Raw genomic sequence first — 15753 nt, 5'->3', positions numbered from 1 at the left:
ATGCTGACTCTTGCCGATACGCATACGCGCCGCATCGAAGGTTGCGGCACGCCGGACCAGGTGTGGCAATCCTGGCCGGGGCTCAACGACCTACCCGCAATCAGCGCCCACGCCCTGGTGCCGCCGGGGGCGCGTGCCGTCATCGTCGCGCCCCATCCCGACGATGAAATCCTCGCCTGTGGCGGCTTGCTGCAACTGCTGGCGGCGCAGGGCAGCGAACTGCTGTTCGTCGCCGTCACCGACGGCGACGCCAGCCACCCGGGCTCGCCACTCTGGCCGCAGGAACGCCTGCGCCAGGTGCGTCCGCAGGAATCGGCGCTAGCGCTGCAGGCACTGGGACTGGCGCTGCCCGCGTGGCTGCGCCTGCACCTGCCCGATGGCGGCGTGGCCGGCAGGACGCCGCAGCTGAGCGCCACATTGGCAGCGCAGCTGCGGCCCGGCGACATCGTCTTCACCACCTGGCGCCTGGATGGCCACCCGGACCATGAAGCGTGCGGCTGGGCCTGCGCTTCGGCCTGCTCGGCCAGCGGCGCCACCCTGGTGGAAATGCCCGTCTGGGGCTGGCACTGGGCCGTGCCGGGCGACGCGCGCGTACCCTGGCACCGCGCGCGCCGGCTGCCATTGCCGGCCCCCCTCCTGCAGCGCAAACGCGCCGCCCTGCGTTGCTTCGCCAGCCAGATGCAGGATGACCCGTCGACGGGCAGCCCCGCCATCGTGGCAGGCGACGCCTTGCAGCGCCTGTTGCACGCGTGGGAGGTGTATTTTCTATGAGCGCCATTTCCACGCCCGACGACCAGCGCCGCAGCTATTTCGAACAACTGTATCGCCAGGATGCCGACCCGTGGCTGGTGCGCCAGCGCTGGTACGAGGAGCGCAAGCGCGCCCTGTTGCTGGCCAGCCTGCCGCAGCAACGCTACCGCCACGCATATGAACCGGGATGCGGCAATGGCGAGCTGACACTGGCGCTGGCACGGCGCTGCGAGCGCCTGCTGGCGGCCGACCTCTCGGCCGAAGCGCTGGGGCTCACGCAGCAGCGGCTGCTCGACGCCGGAGGCGGCGGCAACGTCAGCCTCGCGCAGCACCGGCTGCCGCAGGACTGGCCGCGCATCCTGCCCGGCGCCGACAAGTTTGACTTGATCGTCCTCAGCGAGATCGCCTATTACCTGTCGCCGGAAGAGCTGGCGCGCGTGGTCGAACACTGCATCGCCAGCCTGGCGCCGGGCGGCAGCATCGCCCTGTGCCACTGGCGCGCGCCATTCGCGCAACGCATCATCTCGACCGTGCGCGTGCATGCGGCGTTCGAGGATGCGCCCGGCCTGCACCGCGTGCTGCGCCACGAAGAGACCGACTTCCTGCTGGGGATCTGGTCGAACGATGCGCGCTCGGTGGCGCAGCGCGAGGGCTTTGCATGATCGGCGTCGTGGTGCCCGTACATGACGAGGAAGCGTGCCTGGATGCCTGCCTGGAGGCATTGCGCCTTGCCGTCACCTGCCCCCGACTGTCCGGAGAAGCGGTGTGCATCGTCATCGTGCTCGACGCCTGCAGCGACCAGTCGCAACGCATCGTGCTGACGCACGCCATGCAGACGGACCTGCGCTGGCGCCTCGACTGTATCGCCGTCAATGTGCGTAACGTGGGCAGCGCGCGCGCCGCGGGCGCGCAGGAGCTGCTGCAACGCGGTGCCCGCTGGCTGGCCTTCACGGATGCGGATACGCGCGTCTCGCCATCGTGGCTGAGTACACAGCTGGGCCTGAATGCCGATGCCGTCTGCGGCACGGTGGCCGTGGACGACTGGTCGCCGCACGGCGACAACGCCGGGGCGCTGCTTGCCCACTTCAGCCGCACCTATACCGATGCCGACGGCCACCGCCACATCCATGGCGCCAACTTCGGCGTGTGCGCCAGCGCCTACCTGCGCGCCGGCGGCTTCGCGCCACTGGCTTGCAGCGAAGACGTGGCCATGGTGGCCGCGCTGCAAGCGTGCGGCGCGCACATCGCCTGGAGCGCCGCGCCGCGCGTCACCACCAGCGCCCGCCGCCATGCCAGGGCACGGGGCGGCTTTGGCGATACCTTGCAGCAGGTGGTGGCGGAGATGGAAGCGTCACCACACCTGACGCTGACTTAGAACCTGTCCCAGCGGATGCATACATCCCCTGGGACAGGCTCTTAGCGCATCGCCTCCTGCAAGCCCGGCGCAAACTCCGCGCCATGCTTGACCTGCGCGGTAGATGCCTTCAGGGTGGCGCCGATCGGCTCGGCGCGGCCCGCCAGGCATTGCCCCAGGAAGTTTTCCGTCACGGCATTGAAGGCGATGTTGTTGACGGGCCGGGCAAAGCCATGGCCCTCATCGGGGAACAGCACATAGGTGACGGGAATATTCTTCGCCGCCATGGCCGCCACGATCTGGTCCGATTCAGCCACGTTGACTCTCGGGTCGTTCGCTCCCTGGCCGATCAGCAGCGGGCGCTGGATATTCTGCGCAAAGTTCAGCGGCGAGCGTTCCTTGAGCAGCGCCTTGCCCTCTTCCGTGGTCGGGTCGCCCATGCGTTTGTAGAACTGCTGCTTGCCCGCTTCCCAGTACGGCGGGATGGTTTGCAGCAAGGTAAACAGGTTCGACGGGCCGACGATGTCGACGCCGCAGGCAAACGTCGTCGGCGTGAACGCCATGCCGGCCAGGGTGGCGTAGCCGCCGTAGGAGCCGCCCATGATGGCCACCTTGTCGGCGCTGGTCACGCCGCTTTTCACCGCCCATTGCACCGCATCGAGCAAATCGTCATGCATCTTGCGGCCCCACTGCAAGTCGCCGGCCGAGATGAATTGCTTGCCGAAGCCCGTCGAGCCGCGGAAGTTCACCGACAGCACGGCATAGCCGCGGTTGGCCAGCCACTGATGGTAACCGTTATAGCCATAGGTGTCGCGCGCCCACGGTCCGCCGTGCACCAGCAGCACCATCGGCACCGCCTGCGTGGCCTTGCCGCCGGCGCCCGCCTTCGACGCCTGCGGCAGGGTCAGGTAAGACACGAGGTTCAGGCCGTCGCGCGCCTTGATTTGCTGCGGATACATGGGCACCAGCGGCGCGCCTTCCAGTTCCGGACGCGTCACGTACAGCCGCGTGAGCTTTTTGGTCTTGCGCTCGTATAGCCAGCTCGATGGGGGCGCCGTGACGGCATCGACACTCACCAGCCATTTATCGTCGGCATCCGTGCGCGAGGTCACCGTGAACTGGCCCCGGGTATTTTTCTTCAGGAACTCCAGGTCGGCTTTCAGATCGTCCGCCAACGGCAGATATTCCTGCTGCAGGTAATTGACCGTATAGGCCTGCACCCGGCCCGTGCGCGTGTCGTACAGCGCATCGGCGATGTCGGCGCGCGGGTCTTGCGCCATGACCGTGGTCTTGCCGCTGGCCACGTCCTGCGCCAGCAGCGCCGAGGTATTGCGGCCGCGCGAATCGGTCCAGTACAAGGTCTTGCCGTCGACCGTAAACGCCAGCGGCGCCGTCGTCTGCGAGTCTTCCAGGCCCACTTCGGTCAGCGGCGTGCTCTCGACCTTGCCGTCCGTCAGGCGAAAATACTGCATGCCGCCATCGGCGCGCGCCTTGCTGGCCATACGCAGATTGAGCAATTCATCGGCCAGGTAGCCGCCATAGCCATCGTTCTGCTGCACCAGGGTCAGCTTGCCGCTGGCCAGGTCCAGGCTGTACACGTCGTGCCAGCGCGCATCGCGGTTATTGATGCCGACGAGAATCCGGTCCTTGACCTTGCTGCTGATCTGGACGATGCGCACGCGCGTCTTCTCGAACGGCGTGTAATTGACCTGCTTGCCGGTCGCCACGTTCACGCCGTACAGCAGGAAATTCTCGTCGCCGCCCTTGTCCTGGATGAACAGCAGGGTTGTCGAATCGGGCGACCAGAAGCTGCCGCGGATGGGACGCACCTTTTCTTCCGTCAGCGGCCGCGCCTGCGCCAGGTCGCCGGCCGGCGCCACCCACACATTGAGCACGCCATCGCGCGGCGCGATCCACGACAGCCAACGTCCATCGGGGCTGAGCTTGCCGCCGGACTTGCTGGGATTGCCGAACAGCTTGGTGCGCTCGATCAGCGGCGTTTCCTTGACAGGGGCTTGGGCATGCGCCGGCAGGGCGCTGGCGAACAACAGGGCAGGCAGGACATAGCGAATCATGGACACCTCATGGTTGTGGGATGAAGGAAAACATAATCATGGTGCATGTGCCAGCAAATCATAGGTCAAAGCCGTGCTGCCAGGTTGATGACAGCGACAGGGGACGAAAATCGGGGCACAGGAAGGTGGAAAGGAGGGATGAACTGCATAGCAGATGATGCATGCCCGCATGGCGACGGCGGACAGTTCGGATGTGGCTTGCGTTCAACCGTGCAGCACCGGGGCAGCGGTCGCACCGTGCTGCGGCAGTTCCACGCGAACTTTTAAAGCGATAACGAGAGCGGCGAACAGCATCACAACGCCAGCAATCATGAAAACGCCTGTCACTCCACCAAAGCCGAACATAATGCCACCCAATGCAGCGCCGGCAGCTATTGAAGATTGCACCGCAGCGACGACCATGCCGCCTGCTGTCTCCGCTTGATCCGGGACAGCACGGGCTACCCAGTTGGACCAGGCGACAGGTACGCCGCCGAACGCCAGGCCCCACAGAGCGACCAAAAACATCAGGCCTGTTCCTTGGACTGGCAGCAGGATCATGCCGAATGCCGCCAAGCCCACCAGCGCAGGCATGAGCACTAAAGTGGCACGCAGGCTACGCTCCATTAGCCAGCCGGCCAGCAGCGTGCCAACGAAGTTGGCGACACCAAAACCCAGGAGCATCAGAGACAAACCATTTACATCTATATGGACAACGCTTTCAAGAGCGGGGCGAATATAGGTGAACAATGCATATTGCCCGGTATGGGCCAGTACGCAGCCCAACATCCCGATCCCGATCCCCGGGCGACGGAGCAATCGCAGCACCGATGTGGTACGCGTCATCGTGCGCGGCGCCATACGGGGCAGCGTGAACAATTGAAACAAAAGTGTCAGCCCTCCGACAGCCGCGGCTGCTATAAATGCACTGCGCCAGCCATATATCCCCCCTAAGTAACTGCCCAGCGGTACGGAAACGACCGTCCCGACGGCGATGCCACTGAATATGATGGATAGCGCTCGCGGCACCAGCTTTGCCGGCACCAGACGCATGGCCACGGCTGCCGCCATGCTCCAGAAACCTCCTAACGCGACGCCCAGAAGAATGCGCATCACCAATAATACTGTCAAGCTTGAGGACAACGCCACCAGCAAGTTGGAGGCGATCATCAGCACCGTGAAAGCCAACAAGACGATACGCCGGTCAAAATTACGCGTGAGAACTGGCACCGACAGCCCGGCGAACATGGCCACTACGGCCGTCACCGTCACTGCCTGACCAGCTAGTGCCTCCGATACGCCAAGATCGAAGGCCATCGGGGTCAGCAGACTGGCTGGCAGGTACTCCGCCGTCAGTAAACCGAAAACCCCCATGGCCAGTGAAAACACTGCCATCCATGCCGCTGTCGCTGGCTCTGGAACAGACACATCGTTCGCGTTGGGCGTTTGCTCGGTAGCAAAAACATCGTTGTTCATCTCTGAAATCCCTAAAACAATCGGAGTCGAAAGTCTAGAGGTAAAATGCAGGATGATCTATGATGGCAAGTCCGGATGTTTTGATCGAAACACCTAAAATGAGCAAGCAAAATCAAATTTTTCCATTATCTAATCTCGTCAATGAACTATTGACAGGCATGCGCCTGCGTGGAGTCCAGTACCGCCGTATTCAGACCGGTCCAGCTTTCGGCATAGGCTTTGAAGACAAGCCAGGCCACGCCTACTTCCACTTCCTCGCTGTTGGCACTGCCTTCCTGTGTACCGATGATGGTGAGTTGCATAAGCTGTCCGCCGGTAGCGCGGTGTTCATGCCTCACGGCAGGAGACATCAGCTTCTATCGGATGCGGGTATTGCGTTTCAGGACATCGAAAAGTTCGATGTCGCGCCCCTGGGTGAATCCGTTAGCGGAGTAGACACATGTCCCAGTACGCACCCCGTGCCCAGTGCCGTTATTTTTTACGGCTGCATGGAATTCGATCTCGGCGGGATGCAAGGGATCGGCAAGCTGATGCCAATTGTCATGGTGGCTGACACGCAAGCGCAAGGCTATCCCGGGTTGCTGCCTGTTCTTGAGTCAATGAAGCGTGAAATCTGTGCCGGCCGTATTGGCTTTGCAGGCATTCTGGCTCGCCTGGCGGAGGTCGCTGCAGCAATGATCGTGCGCGGCTGGATTGAATGCGGTTGTGAAAACGCTTCCGGTCTCCTGGCCGCCTTGCGTGATCCGCGCCTTGCTCGCGCCATATTGGCGCTGCACCGCCAGCCTGGTCGTGAATGGACAGTTGCGCAGTTGGCTGCGGAGTGCCATATCTCCCGCTCTGTTTTCGCCCAACGCTTTGAAACCACCATCGGGGTGCCGCCCCTGCGCTATGCCACGGAATTGAGAATGCGCCTTGCGAGACAATTGCTCACTCACGAAAGCGTGTCCATCGACGTCGTCGCCCGACGCCTTGGCTATACATCGCAAGCCGCGTTCAGTCGTGCTTTTAAGCGCGTCATCGGCACGCCGCCGGGTGCCTGTCGGCAAATGCTTTGAGGAGAATAGCGGAGGGAAGCGCTGATCAATCCATTTTTCAGCGACATAACCGCACGGTGCGTTACGACTGGTTGGCCCATTATTTGTTTGAAACGCTCGAGGATATCGAGGATTTGGCAACCCGCTGGCTGTGGACTTGCAATCACGACCGGCCCAACATCGGACCTGGCGCCATCACGCCAAAACAGAAGCTTGCCATGGCCGCTCAAGCTCTACTTTTAACGCGCTCTAAAAATGGGGGGGATTACCATCCATGCCTGCGAAGGGAAATGGCCGAATAGACGGCACACCTCTTCGGGAATGAGGTCGTCGCCAAATAATCGTAGCGACGCTTCACATCTGTTGATGAAGCCCATCTGTCTCCCTGTTCACGACTGACCGCTTGTGGCCGGAGGCTGCTTAAAAGGCATCACCTAAGCATAGCGGACGCGCAGCGTCTCACTTTACAAGCGCTCGTCGTTAGAACCATGGATCGAAGTACTCGGGAGCAGAAGCCTTGCCTCCCTCATTGGCGCACCAAACCGTAACACGGCGCCTGACGTTGACAGCACCAACACCAAGCCGCCCTTGATTGTTATTTGATCAAATGGATTGGATTGATCCGAAACAAACGTCCAAACAGGTTCATGATTTTGCAGCGATTCCAAAACGACTACGCCGATTGAGCCGTGTTCCGCAGCCTCTCCGCACTTAACCATGTACCGTCCACCATACAACTCTTCTTGCGCCAGAATCGCGACATTGAGCCAACCGCCAAGTTCCCGTTTTTCACGTACCCTGGCCATTCTGGTTGCGTGCACGTCGTAGAGATCACCATTGCTGCACAGAAGGCCATTACAGCTTCGCACCTCCTGGTTCTTCCACTTTGTTGCCATCACTGTCATTGATTCCATACTTAGAAATGGACGACTGCATGCCCTGAATTAAACAAGCTCTATTCTATCGGGCGGCTGCTCTTGCAGTCGTTAGCGTCGCTGAAAGTAGCCCGGGAAAATTCGACGCAGAATCGACTTGCGTTCAGAATCGTTGAAGACGATTGTGTTCTTGCCCGTAAAGGCAGGCAAGCAGCAGCGCATGCCTGTTCAACGTCCGCTCCCGGCCCAACAGCAGCTTTCCAATATCTTTTTCTACGCACTTAATCAATGCCCATTTCATCCAGCCAAGATTCAAGTCCGAGCTCTTTTGCGGTTTGGATAAGGCATTTCTTTTCCTCGACGGAAGTTTTTTTCAACTCCGCTGAAATCTCTTCGAGTACCGCGACATCGTCGTCCAAGGCGTCGCCGGCTCGACTATTTATATATTGTGTGGCGAAAATTATGGCGCGTGCAAGTGTTTTGATATGACTCTCCGTGAATCGAAAAATATGCTCATCGGCGTCCGTCTTTGGCCGCTAGCGGCCCATGAGCATAACGACTTAGCAAGCGAGAAAGGTCACGTATTGTCACGTCAACGCGAATGACTGTTCCTGGCCGATGTCAGCCCTACGGCGTACGGCAACTGTCGCCCCAGAGCAGAGGCAGAGCGCCACATGTTTAATCGTGCAAAACAATCTGAACTTCGATGCTTCGCGTTGTCGCAAGCGCGCGGAGAAAGGTGCGGAGCATTCGAATCTCATCGCCAATCGCGCCGCTAGCACTTGGCAGGCCACAGACTAACACCCGCGCAGGTAATGCACACTCGCTGGCATTACAGAGCATATCTTGAAGAAAGACCCAAGTTATTTCCGTATCGATTGGCACGCCAAAAGCGACCGCAACGGATTGACGAACGAACAAAGCATTCTTGGCGTAGGTAAGATCTATCGTTACTTGCTTGCTGCACATATCTGTCGAGTCAATCATGGCCTGGCGCAGCTCTAACGCAGCGTCCGCTTCTGTAAACGGAAAAACCCAGCACCTATATTATACAAACGTATAATAAACAGTACTGGGTTTCTATACAGCTTGCGCTGTAACTCCTTGAATCTAATGGTCGGGGCGAGAAGATTCGAACTTCCGACCCCATGCACCCCATGCATGTACGCTACCAGGCTGCGCTACGCCCCGACGAGGTGGGAATTATAGCAGACGCTTTTAGGTTTTTGCCATGCTTTTGCGCGCGATTCATGTCGATCTGCGCAAACTTTTTTGCATGTCCCGCTCAAGCGCCCTATTCGCTCAGCAGCAGCGCCGTCAGGACGATGCGAAAGCCCGCGATCAGCGGTTCGACCTTCACGTCCGGATGGTGAATGAAGCGCACGGGCAAGCCCTGATACAGCGCCACCAGGGCATCGAGGCGCCCCTGCAACATCTCCTCGTCGGCCGGCAAGCCGCGCTTGATGCGCGCATCCCGGATGATGGAGAGAAATAACTGGCGCGAACGCCGGTCCGAGCATTGCAGCATTTCCGCGATCGCCGGATTGCGCGACGCTTCGGCAAAGATTTCCAGCGGCATCATCCACGTGGTCGGGTCCAGCGCTTCGAGCACATGCTCGCCCGCATTGTCGATCACGGCCTGCAGCGGGTCTTCGCGCTGCGCCAGGTCCTGCATCAAATTGGAGACGCGCTCCGTATTCTGCATGACGAAGGCGGCGATGATCGCATCCTTGCTGTCAAAATAATTATAGATGTGGCCCGCGCTCATGCCGGCCGCCTTCGATATCTCGGCCATGCTGGCGCCGTGGAAACCGCGGCGGCTGAAGCAGCTTTCGGCCGCGTCGAGCACCTGCTTGCGCCGCGTGTTGGCGCGCTCGGGATCCGGATGCTTCTTTTCAACTTGGTTCATGACTTTTCCAGTAGCGCGCCGGCCCTGCCCTTGCGGGCAAGGCCGGCGTCGGCGTCCCCGTGATTATTGGGCGCCGCCAGCCGCCGCGACGGCCGTCTGCTCAGGCTGCCAACCGCCGCCCAGCACCTTGTACAAGGTGACCAGGTTGGTCGATTTGGCCAGGCGCGCCGTGATCAGGCTTTGCTGCGCCGTGTACAGCGCGCGCTGGGCCACCAGGGCGTTCAGGTAGGACTCGGCGCCCTGCTTGTAGCGCGCATCGTGGATGGTGTAGCTCTTCGTCGACGCCTCGACCAGCGAGACCTGCGACTGCAGGCGCTCGTCGATGGTGCCGCGCTGGGCCAGCGCATCGGACACTTCGCGGAAGGCGACCTGGATCGCCTTTTCGTATTGCGCCACGGAGATTTCACGCTGCACCTTGGCGATATCGAGGTTGGCGCGGTTCACGCCGCCATCGAAGATCGGCAAGCTGATCTGCGGCAAGAAACTCCACGTGCCGCTGCCCGCCTTGAACAGGCCCGACAGGTTGTCGCTGACCGAACCGGCCGTGGCCGTCAGCGAAATGCGCGGGAAGAAAGCCGCGCGCGCCGCGCCGATGTTGGCGTTGGCGGCGCGCAAGGTGCGCTCCGCCGCCAGCACGTCGGGACGGCGTTGCAACACGTCCGACGGCACGCCGGACGGAATGTCCGTCAGCGCCGTCACGGTGCCGAACTCGGCTGGCGGCAGCAGGTCGGCCGGCACGGGGCCGCCCACCAGCAAGACCAGCGCGTTCTGGTCCAGCGCCACCTGGCTCGTGTAGACAGCCACGTCGGAACGGGCCGACTCGACGCTGGTCTGGGTATCGTACTTGTCCAGGCCCGAGGTGGCGCCCGCGCTGAAGCGGCGCACGGCCAGGTCATACGACGACTGCTGGCTCTTCAGGGTGTCCTGCGCCACGCGCAGACGCTGCTGGTCGGCCACCAGGTTCAGATAGGTGCTGGCCACTTCGGCCACCAGGCTGATCTGCTGCGCACGGCGTGCTTCTTCCGTGCCCAGGTATTGCTCCAGCGCGCTGTCGGACAGGCTGCGCACGCGGCCGAAGAAGTCCAGCTCGTAGGCCGATACGCCCAGGTTCGCCGTGTACTGGCGGTTGATGGACGCTTCGCCCGTCGGGCTGGCGTTTTTCGAAATGCGCGTGGCCGACTGGCCGCCCGAGGCCGACAGGGTCGGGATCAGGGCGGCGCGTTCGATGCCGTACGTGGCGCGCGCCTTCTCGATGTTCAGGATCGAGACGCGCAGGTCGCGGTTGTTGGCCAGGGCCAGTTCCAGTACCTGGCGCAGGCGCGCATCGGCAAAGAACTCGCGCCAGGCGACGTCCGCCACCGGCTTGGCGTCGGCGGCGGCCGTGTCGGCCTTGTAGGAAGGGCCCGTCGGCCACGCCGTCGGCGCCGGCGCTGCCGGACGCTCGTACGTGGGAGCCAGGCTGCAACCGGCCAACAAGGCCAGCGCCGCCATGGAGAGTAGTGATTTTTTCATATTAATGTGCATCCTTGGAAAGCGTGACGGCTGGCGAACCAGGCGTCGCCGGCGTGGCGGGCGCGTCCGGCTTCGAGAAGAAGCCGCGCACCAGCACGAAGAACACCGGCACGAAGAAGATACCGAGGAACGTGGCCGTCAACATACCGCCCAGCACGCCGATACCGATGGCGTTCTGGCTGCCGGAACCGGCGCCGCTGGAAATGGCCAGCGGCAACACGCCCAGGCCGAAGGCAATCGAGGTCATCAGAATCGGACGCAGACGCAGACGCACCGCATGCAAGGTCGCGTCCAGCAGCGACATGCCCGATTCCTGCATTTCCTTGGCAAATTCCACGATCAGAATCGCGTTCTTCGCCGACAGACCCACCACCGTGAGCAAGCCCACCTGGAAGTACACGTCGTTCGACAGGCCGAACAGCCACGTGCCGAGCACGGCGCCGATCACGCCCAGCGGCACGACCAGCAGCACGGAGAATGGAATCGACCAGCTTTCATACAGCGCAGCCAGACACAGGAAGACGATCAGCAGCGACAGCGCGTACAGCTGCGGCGTCTGCGAACCGGATTCGCGCTCTTCCAGCGATACGCCGGTCCAGCTGAAGCCGATGCCAGGCGGCAACTTCGCCACCATCTCTTCCATCGCGTTCATGGCGGCGCCCGTGCTCTGGCCCGGCGCCGGCGTACCGAGGATCTCGACCGACGGCAAGCCGTTGTAGCGTTCCAGGCGTGGCGACGCGTAAATCCACTTGCCGGTGGCAAAGGCGGAGAACGGCACCATCTGGCCAGCCGTGTTGCGCACGAACCACTTGTTCAAGTCTTCCGGCAGCATGCGCGATTCGGCATTGCCTTGCATGAACACTTTCTTCACGCGGCCACGGTCGAGGAAGTCGTTCACATACGAGCTACCCCAGCCCACGCTCAGCACGCGGTTGATTTCCGATATCTGCAAGCCCAGCGCGGTGGCTTTCTGCTGGTCGATGTCGATCTTGTATTGCGGCGTATCTTCCTGGCCGTTCGGGCGCACGCCCACCATGGCCGGGTTTTGCGACGCCATGCCCAGCAACTGGTTACGCGCCGCCATCAGGGCGTCATGGCCGACACCGCCGATATCCTGCAGCTGCATGTCGAAACCGGTGGCGTTACCCAGTTCCAGCACGGCAGGCGGAGCGAAGGTAAATACCATCGCATCCTTGATCTGCAACAACTTGCCCATGGCGCGACCGGCCACGGCCGGCGCTTTTTGCGCCACGTCCTTGCGCAGCGACCAGTCTTTCAGGCGCACGAAGGCGATACCCGTATTCTGGCCGTTACCGCCGAAGCTGAAACCGGCGACGGCAAACACGGAAGCGACGTTGTCTTTCTCGCTGTTCATGAAGTGGTCTTCGACCTGTTCGATCACTTTCAGGGTGCGCTCTTGCGTGGCGCCCGTCGGCAATTGAATCTGCGTAAACAGGATGCCCTGGTCTTCTTCCGGCAGGAAGGAGGTCGGCAGGCGCATGAAGATGAACACCAGGCCAGCCAGCAGCAGCACGTACAGCAGCATCGAGCGGAAACGGTGCGTGATCATGGCGCCGACCCAGCCCTGGTATTTATTGCTGCTGCGGTCGAAGCTGCGGTTGAACCAGCCGAAGAAACCCTTGTTCGTCGCGTGATGGCCCTTCTCGACCGGTTTCAACAGGGTGGCGCACAAGGCTGGCGTAAACACCAGCGCGACGACGACGGACAGCACCATCGACGACACGATCGTGATCGAGAACTGGCGGTAAATCACGCCCGTCGAACCGCCGAAGAAGGCCATCGGCACGAACACGGCCGACAGCACCATGGCGATACCGACCAGCGCGCCCGTGATCTGCGTCATGGACTTGCGCGTCGCTTCCAGCGGCGACAAGCCCTCTTCGCTCATCACGCGCTCGACGTTTTCCACCACCACGATCGCATCGTCGACCAGCAGGCCGATGGCCAGCACCATGGCGAACATGGTGAGCGTATTGATCGAATAGCCGAACGCATTCAGGATGCCGAAGGTACCGAGCAGCACGACCGGCACGGCCATGGTCGGGATCAGGGTGGCGCGGAAGTTTTGCAGGAACAAATACATCACCAGGAACACCAGGATGACGGCTTCGACCAGGGTTTTCACCACTTCTTCGATGGACAGTTTCACGAACGGAGTGGTGTCGAACGCCACCTGGTAGCTCATGCCTTCAGGGAATTGCTTGCTCAGGTTGCCCAGCATGGCTTTCGCCGCATTGGCCGTATCGAGCGCGTTGGCGCCCGTCGCCAGCTTGATCGCCACGCCGGTGGCCGCATGGCCGTTGTAGCGGGCCACGGTGTTGTAGTTCTCGCGGCCCAGTTCCATGCTGGCCACGTCCTTCAGGTACACCATGGCACCGTTGGTCGTGGTTTTCAGCAAGATGGCGCCGAACTGCTCCACCGTTTGCAAACGGCTTTGCGCCGACACGGTCGCGTTCAGCTGCTGGCCCTTGACGGACGGCGTGCCGCCCAATTCACCGGCCGACACTTCCGCATTCTGCGCCTGCACGGCCGTGATCACGTCCGCCGGGGTCAGGTTAAAACTTTGCAGCTTGGCCGGGTCGAGCCAGATACGCATGGCGTACTGCGAACCGAACAGGGTTACATCGCCCACGCCGGCAACACGGCTCAGCGGATCGACGACGTTGGCGGCCACATAGTCGCTCAAGTCGGTCTGGTCCATCTTGCCGTTTTCGGAAATGAAGCCGAACACCATCAGGAAGTTCTTCGTGGCTTTCGACACGACAAGACCCTGTTGCGTGACAGCCGTCGGCAGCAGTGGCGTGGCCAGCTGCAGCTTGTTCTGTACCTGCACCTGGGCGATGTCGGGATTGGTGCCGCTGGTAAACGTCAAGGTGATGCTGATGCCGCCAGTCGCATCGCTCGACGAAGACATGTAGCGCAAGCCGTCGATACCCTTCATCTTTTGTTCGATGACCTGGGTGACCGCATCTTCCACGGTCTTGGCGGAGGCGCCAGGGTAGGAGCCGCTGATCGAAATCGACGGCGGAGCGATGCTCGGGTACTGCGCGATCGGCAGGCTGAGGATCGAAATCACGCCGGCAAGCATGATGACGATCGCGACCACCCAGGCAAAAATCGGGCGGTCAATGAAAAAACGGGCCATTAATATTCTCCTGAATTAGTGGGCGCTGGCAGCCGATGCGGCGGCAGAAGCGGCAGCGGCGGGCGCTGGCGCAGGAGCAGCTTCGGCCTTGGCCGGCACGGCAACGGCCGGCGCGCCTGGCTTGACTTTTTGCAAGCCTTCCACGATCACGCGGTCGCCTGCGGCCAGGCCGGACGTCACCAGCCAGTTGGTGCCGACGGTGCCGCTGGTGGTCAGCACGCGCTGCTCGACCTTGTTTTCCTTGTTCAGGATCAGGGCCGTGGCCTGGCCCTTCTGGTTGCGCGTCACGCCCACTTGCGGCACGGTAATGGCTTTCTCATCCACGCCCGTTTCCAGCTGCGCACGCACGTACATACCTGGCAGCAATTCGCCTTTCGGGTTCGGGAACAGCGCGCGCAAGATCACGTTGCCGGTGGTCGGATCGACCGTCACGCCGGCAAACTGCAGCTTGCCCGATGCGCCGTACTTGCTGCCGTCCGGCAGGATCAAGTCGACCTTGGCCTGGCCTTCGCCCACTTTCTTCAGCGAGCCGTCGGCCATCTGGCGCTTCAGGCGCAGCAGGTCGGTGCTCGACTGGGTTACGTCGACATAGATCGGGTCGAGTTGCTGCACGGTGGTCAGCGCTTCGGCCTGGCCTGCCGTCACCAGCGCGCCGGCCGTCACGCTCGAACGGCTGGTGCGGCCGCTGATCGGCGCCGTCACGGTGCTGTAGCGCAGGTTGATGTTCGCCGATTCCAGCGCCGCAGTGGCGGACTCGACGTCTGCCTTCGCTTGCTCGAACGCGGCGACGGCATCATCGTACTCTTGACGGCTGACGCCTTCGATGGCCACCAGCTCCTTGTAGCGCGATGCTTTCGGACCGGCCGTCAGCAGGTTGGCCTTGGCTTTCGACAGGGCGGCCTTGGCCGAATTGGCGGCGGCTTGGTAAGTAGCGGAATCGATCTGATACAGGGCGGTGCCCGCTTTCACATCGCTCCCCTCGACGAACAGGCGCTTCTGGATCAAACCGCCCACTTGCGGGCGCACATCGGCGACCTGGTAGGCATTCGTGCGGCCGGGCAATTCGGCGCTCATCGGCAACGCGGCCGGATTAACAGTAAACACGACCACCTGCGGCGCTTGCTGCGCGTGAGGTGCTTCCTGTTTTTTACTGCAGCCGGCCATGATTACAGTGGCGCACAGAACGGCAATAGCGCCGCTCGTACGCGGCGACGTCAGGGAAAAGGTTGGTTGCATCTTGGACTTTCTGAAAAAGAAGCTGGCTAGTGTCGTTAGAAATGACTAAATTTATTAACGCAGATCAAAGAATGAACGATCATTCTAAAATCGTCAAGCAGCGTTACAATTGAAACAAAGTAACCTTTAAGCGTTTTTTGTTGCTAATGATGCAATTAAATGGCGACAACAACAGCAGGTGCGCACCAGCAGGATCCATCGGAAATTCAGGCCGGCGGCGGCAAAACGGCAAAGCGGGAGAGTTGGATTGAATCAATACTTTAGCAGGGTCAAGATTTCTTTGCTGAACCTGCCAACAAGTGTGCAACACTGCCGGCCCCCGCTGGCATGGCGGCGTGATTATTTACCAATGGTATCGAAAAGACATGCCACGGCGGACGCGCTAAT

Annotated in this window: 13 protein-coding genes and 1 tRNA gene; 4 read left to right on the top strand and 10 right to left on the bottom strand. The window is 61.4% G+C overall.

What is annotated here, in order from left to right:
* From OX462_RS07850 to OX462_RS07840, 3 genes are read left to right on the top strand one after another with little or no spacing between them, the layout of a single operon-like run.
* The gene (locus OX462_RS07850) at positions 1-771 is read left to right on the top strand and encodes a PIG-L deacetylase family protein (protein WP_409028137.1); all 771 of its coding nucleotides are present in this window, start codon (positions 1-3) and stop codon (positions 769-771) included.
* Positions 768-1412, top strand: a complete 645-nt coding sequence (locus OX462_RS07845) for a class I SAM-dependent DNA methyltransferase (protein WP_070219170.1) — start codon at positions 768-770, stop codon at positions 1410-1412. The genes OX462_RS07850 and OX462_RS07845 overlap by 4 nt, the downstream gene beginning before the upstream one ends.
* Positions 1409-2125: a glycosyltransferase family 2 protein gene (locus OX462_RS07840; protein ID WP_409028136.1), complete on the top strand. Its 717-nt coding sequence runs from the start codon at positions 1409-1411 to the stop codon at positions 2123-2125. The genes OX462_RS07845 and OX462_RS07840 overlap by 4 nt, the downstream gene beginning before the upstream one ends.
* A 41-nt stretch (positions 2126-2166) precedes the next feature.
* Here the strand turns inward: OX462_RS07840 and OX462_RS07835 are convergent, their stop codons facing one another.
* Together OX462_RS07835 and OX462_RS07830 are read right to left on the bottom strand one after the other, a co-directional pair.
* Positions 2167-4179: a S9 family peptidase gene (locus OX462_RS07835; protein ID WP_409028135.1), complete on the bottom strand. Its 2013-nt coding sequence runs from the start codon at positions 4177-4179 to the stop codon at positions 2167-2169.
* A 204-nt stretch (positions 4180-4383) separates the two neighbouring features.
* Entirely contained in the window at positions 4384-5634 is a 1251-nt protein-coding gene (locus OX462_RS07830) for an MFS transporter (RefSeq protein ID WP_070290570.1), read from the bottom strand.
* A 59-nt stretch (positions 5635-5693) separates the two neighbouring features.
* On the opposite strand from OX462_RS07830, the gene OX462_RS07825 reads away from it, so the two are divergent.
* A complete protein-coding gene (locus tag OX462_RS07825) occupies positions 5694-6689 on the top strand; it encodes an AraC family transcriptional regulator (protein WP_409028134.1) in 996 nt (331 codons plus the stop codon).
* A gap of 443 nt (positions 6690-7132) precedes the next feature.
* On the opposite strand, the gene OX462_RS07820 is transcribed toward OX462_RS07825, so the two are convergent.
* The 8 genes from OX462_RS07820 to OX462_RS07785 all read right to left on the bottom strand — a co-directional run bounded on the left by OX462_RS07820 (position 7133) and on the right by OX462_RS07785 (position 15366).
* Entirely contained in the window at positions 7133-7573 is a 441-nt protein-coding gene (locus OX462_RS07820) for a hypothetical protein (RefSeq protein ID WP_409028133.1), read from the bottom strand.
* A 251-nt stretch (positions 7574-7824) separates the two neighbouring features.
* A complete protein-coding gene (locus OX462_RS07815) occupies positions 7825-7962 on the bottom strand; it encodes a hypothetical protein (RefSeq protein ID WP_162995750.1) in 138 nt (45 codons plus the stop codon).
* 259 nt (positions 7963-8221) lie between these two features.
* The gene (locus OX462_RS07810; protein WP_409028132.1) at positions 8222-8530 is read right to left on the bottom strand and encodes a hypothetical protein; all 309 of its coding nucleotides are present in this window, start codon (positions 8528-8530) and stop codon (positions 8222-8224) included.
* Between the two features lie 127 nt (positions 8531-8657).
* Positions 8658-8734 (bottom strand) — tRNA-Pro (locus tag OX462_RS07805).
* Positions 8735-8837: 103 nt separating this feature from the next.
* The gene (locus OX462_RS07800; RefSeq protein ID WP_070219162.1) at positions 8838-9452 is read right to left on the bottom strand and encodes a TetR/AcrR family transcriptional regulator; all 615 of its coding nucleotides are present in this window, start codon (positions 9450-9452) and stop codon (positions 8838-8840) included.
* 63 nt (positions 9453-9515) lie between these two features.
* A complete protein-coding gene (adeC, locus tag OX462_RS07795) occupies positions 9516-10964 on the bottom strand; it encodes an AdeC/AdeK/OprM family multidrug efflux complex outer membrane factor (RefSeq protein ID WP_409028131.1) in 1449 nt (482 codons plus the stop codon).
* 1 nt (position 10965) lies between these two features.
* A complete protein-coding gene (locus OX462_RS07790) occupies positions 10966-14130 on the bottom strand; it encodes an efflux RND transporter permease subunit (protein ID WP_070219160.1) in 3165 nt (1054 codons plus the stop codon).
* Between the two features lie 15 nt (positions 14131-14145).
* The gene (locus OX462_RS07785) at positions 14146-15366 is read right to left on the bottom strand and encodes an efflux RND transporter periplasmic adaptor subunit (RefSeq protein WP_070290565.1); all 1221 of its coding nucleotides are present in this window, start codon (positions 15364-15366) and stop codon (positions 14146-14148) included.
* Between the last annotated feature and the right edge of the window lie 387 nt (positions 15367-15753).

The sequence above is a fragment of the Janthinobacterium aestuarii genome (assembly GCF_046113285.1).
Lineage (GTDB): Bacteria > Pseudomonadota > Gammaproteobacteria > Burkholderiales > Burkholderiaceae_D > Janthinobacterium.
This window is presented reverse-complemented; position numbering and strand designations above follow the sequence as displayed.

Excerpts from the sequence above, each read along its gene's own strand:
- OX462_RS07850 (WP_409028137.1), top strand. The coding sequence starts at position 1 with ATGCTGACTCTTGCCGATACGCATACGCGCCGCATCGAAGGTTGCGGC.
- OX462_RS07845 (WP_070219170.1), top strand. The coding sequence starts at position 768 with ATGAGCGCCATTTCCACGCCCGACGACCAGCGCCGCAGCTATTTCGAA.
- OX462_RS07840 (WP_409028136.1), top strand. The coding sequence starts at position 1,409 with ATGATCGGCGTCGTGGTGCCCGTACATGACGAGGAAGCGTGCCTGGAT.
- OX462_RS07835 (WP_409028135.1), bottom strand. The coding sequence starts at position 4,179 with ATGATTCGCTATGTCCTGCCTGCCCTGTTGTTCGCCAGCGCCCTGCCG.
- OX462_RS07830 (WP_070290570.1), bottom strand. The coding sequence starts at position 5,634 with ATGAACAACGATGTTTTTGCTACCGAGCAAACGCCCAACGCGAACGAT.
- OX462_RS07825 (WP_409028134.1), top strand. The coding sequence starts at position 5,694 with ATGATGGCAAGTCCGGATGTTTTGATCGAAACACCTAAAATGAGCAAG.
- OX462_RS07820 (WP_409028133.1), bottom strand. The coding sequence starts at position 7,573 with ATGACAGTGATGGCAACAAAGTGGAAGAACCAGGAGGTGCGAAGCTGT.
- OX462_RS07810 (WP_409028132.1), bottom strand. The coding sequence starts at position 8,530 with ATGATTGACTCGACAGATATGTGCAGCAAGCAAGTAACGATAGATCTT.
- OX462_RS07800 (WP_070219162.1), bottom strand. The coding sequence starts at position 9,452 with ATGAACCAAGTTGAAAAGAAGCATCCGGATCCCGAGCGCGCCAACACG.
- adeC (WP_409028131.1), bottom strand. The coding sequence starts at position 10,964 with ATGAAAAAATCACTACTCTCCATGGCGGCGCTGGCCTTGTTGGCCGGT.
- OX462_RS07790 (WP_070219160.1), bottom strand. The coding sequence starts at position 14,130 with ATGGCCCGTTTTTTCATTGACCGCCCGATTTTTGCCTGGGTGGTCGCG.
- OX462_RS07785 (WP_070290565.1), bottom strand. The coding sequence starts at position 15,366 with ATGCAACCAACCTTTTCCCTGACGTCGCCGCGTACGAGCGGCGCTATT.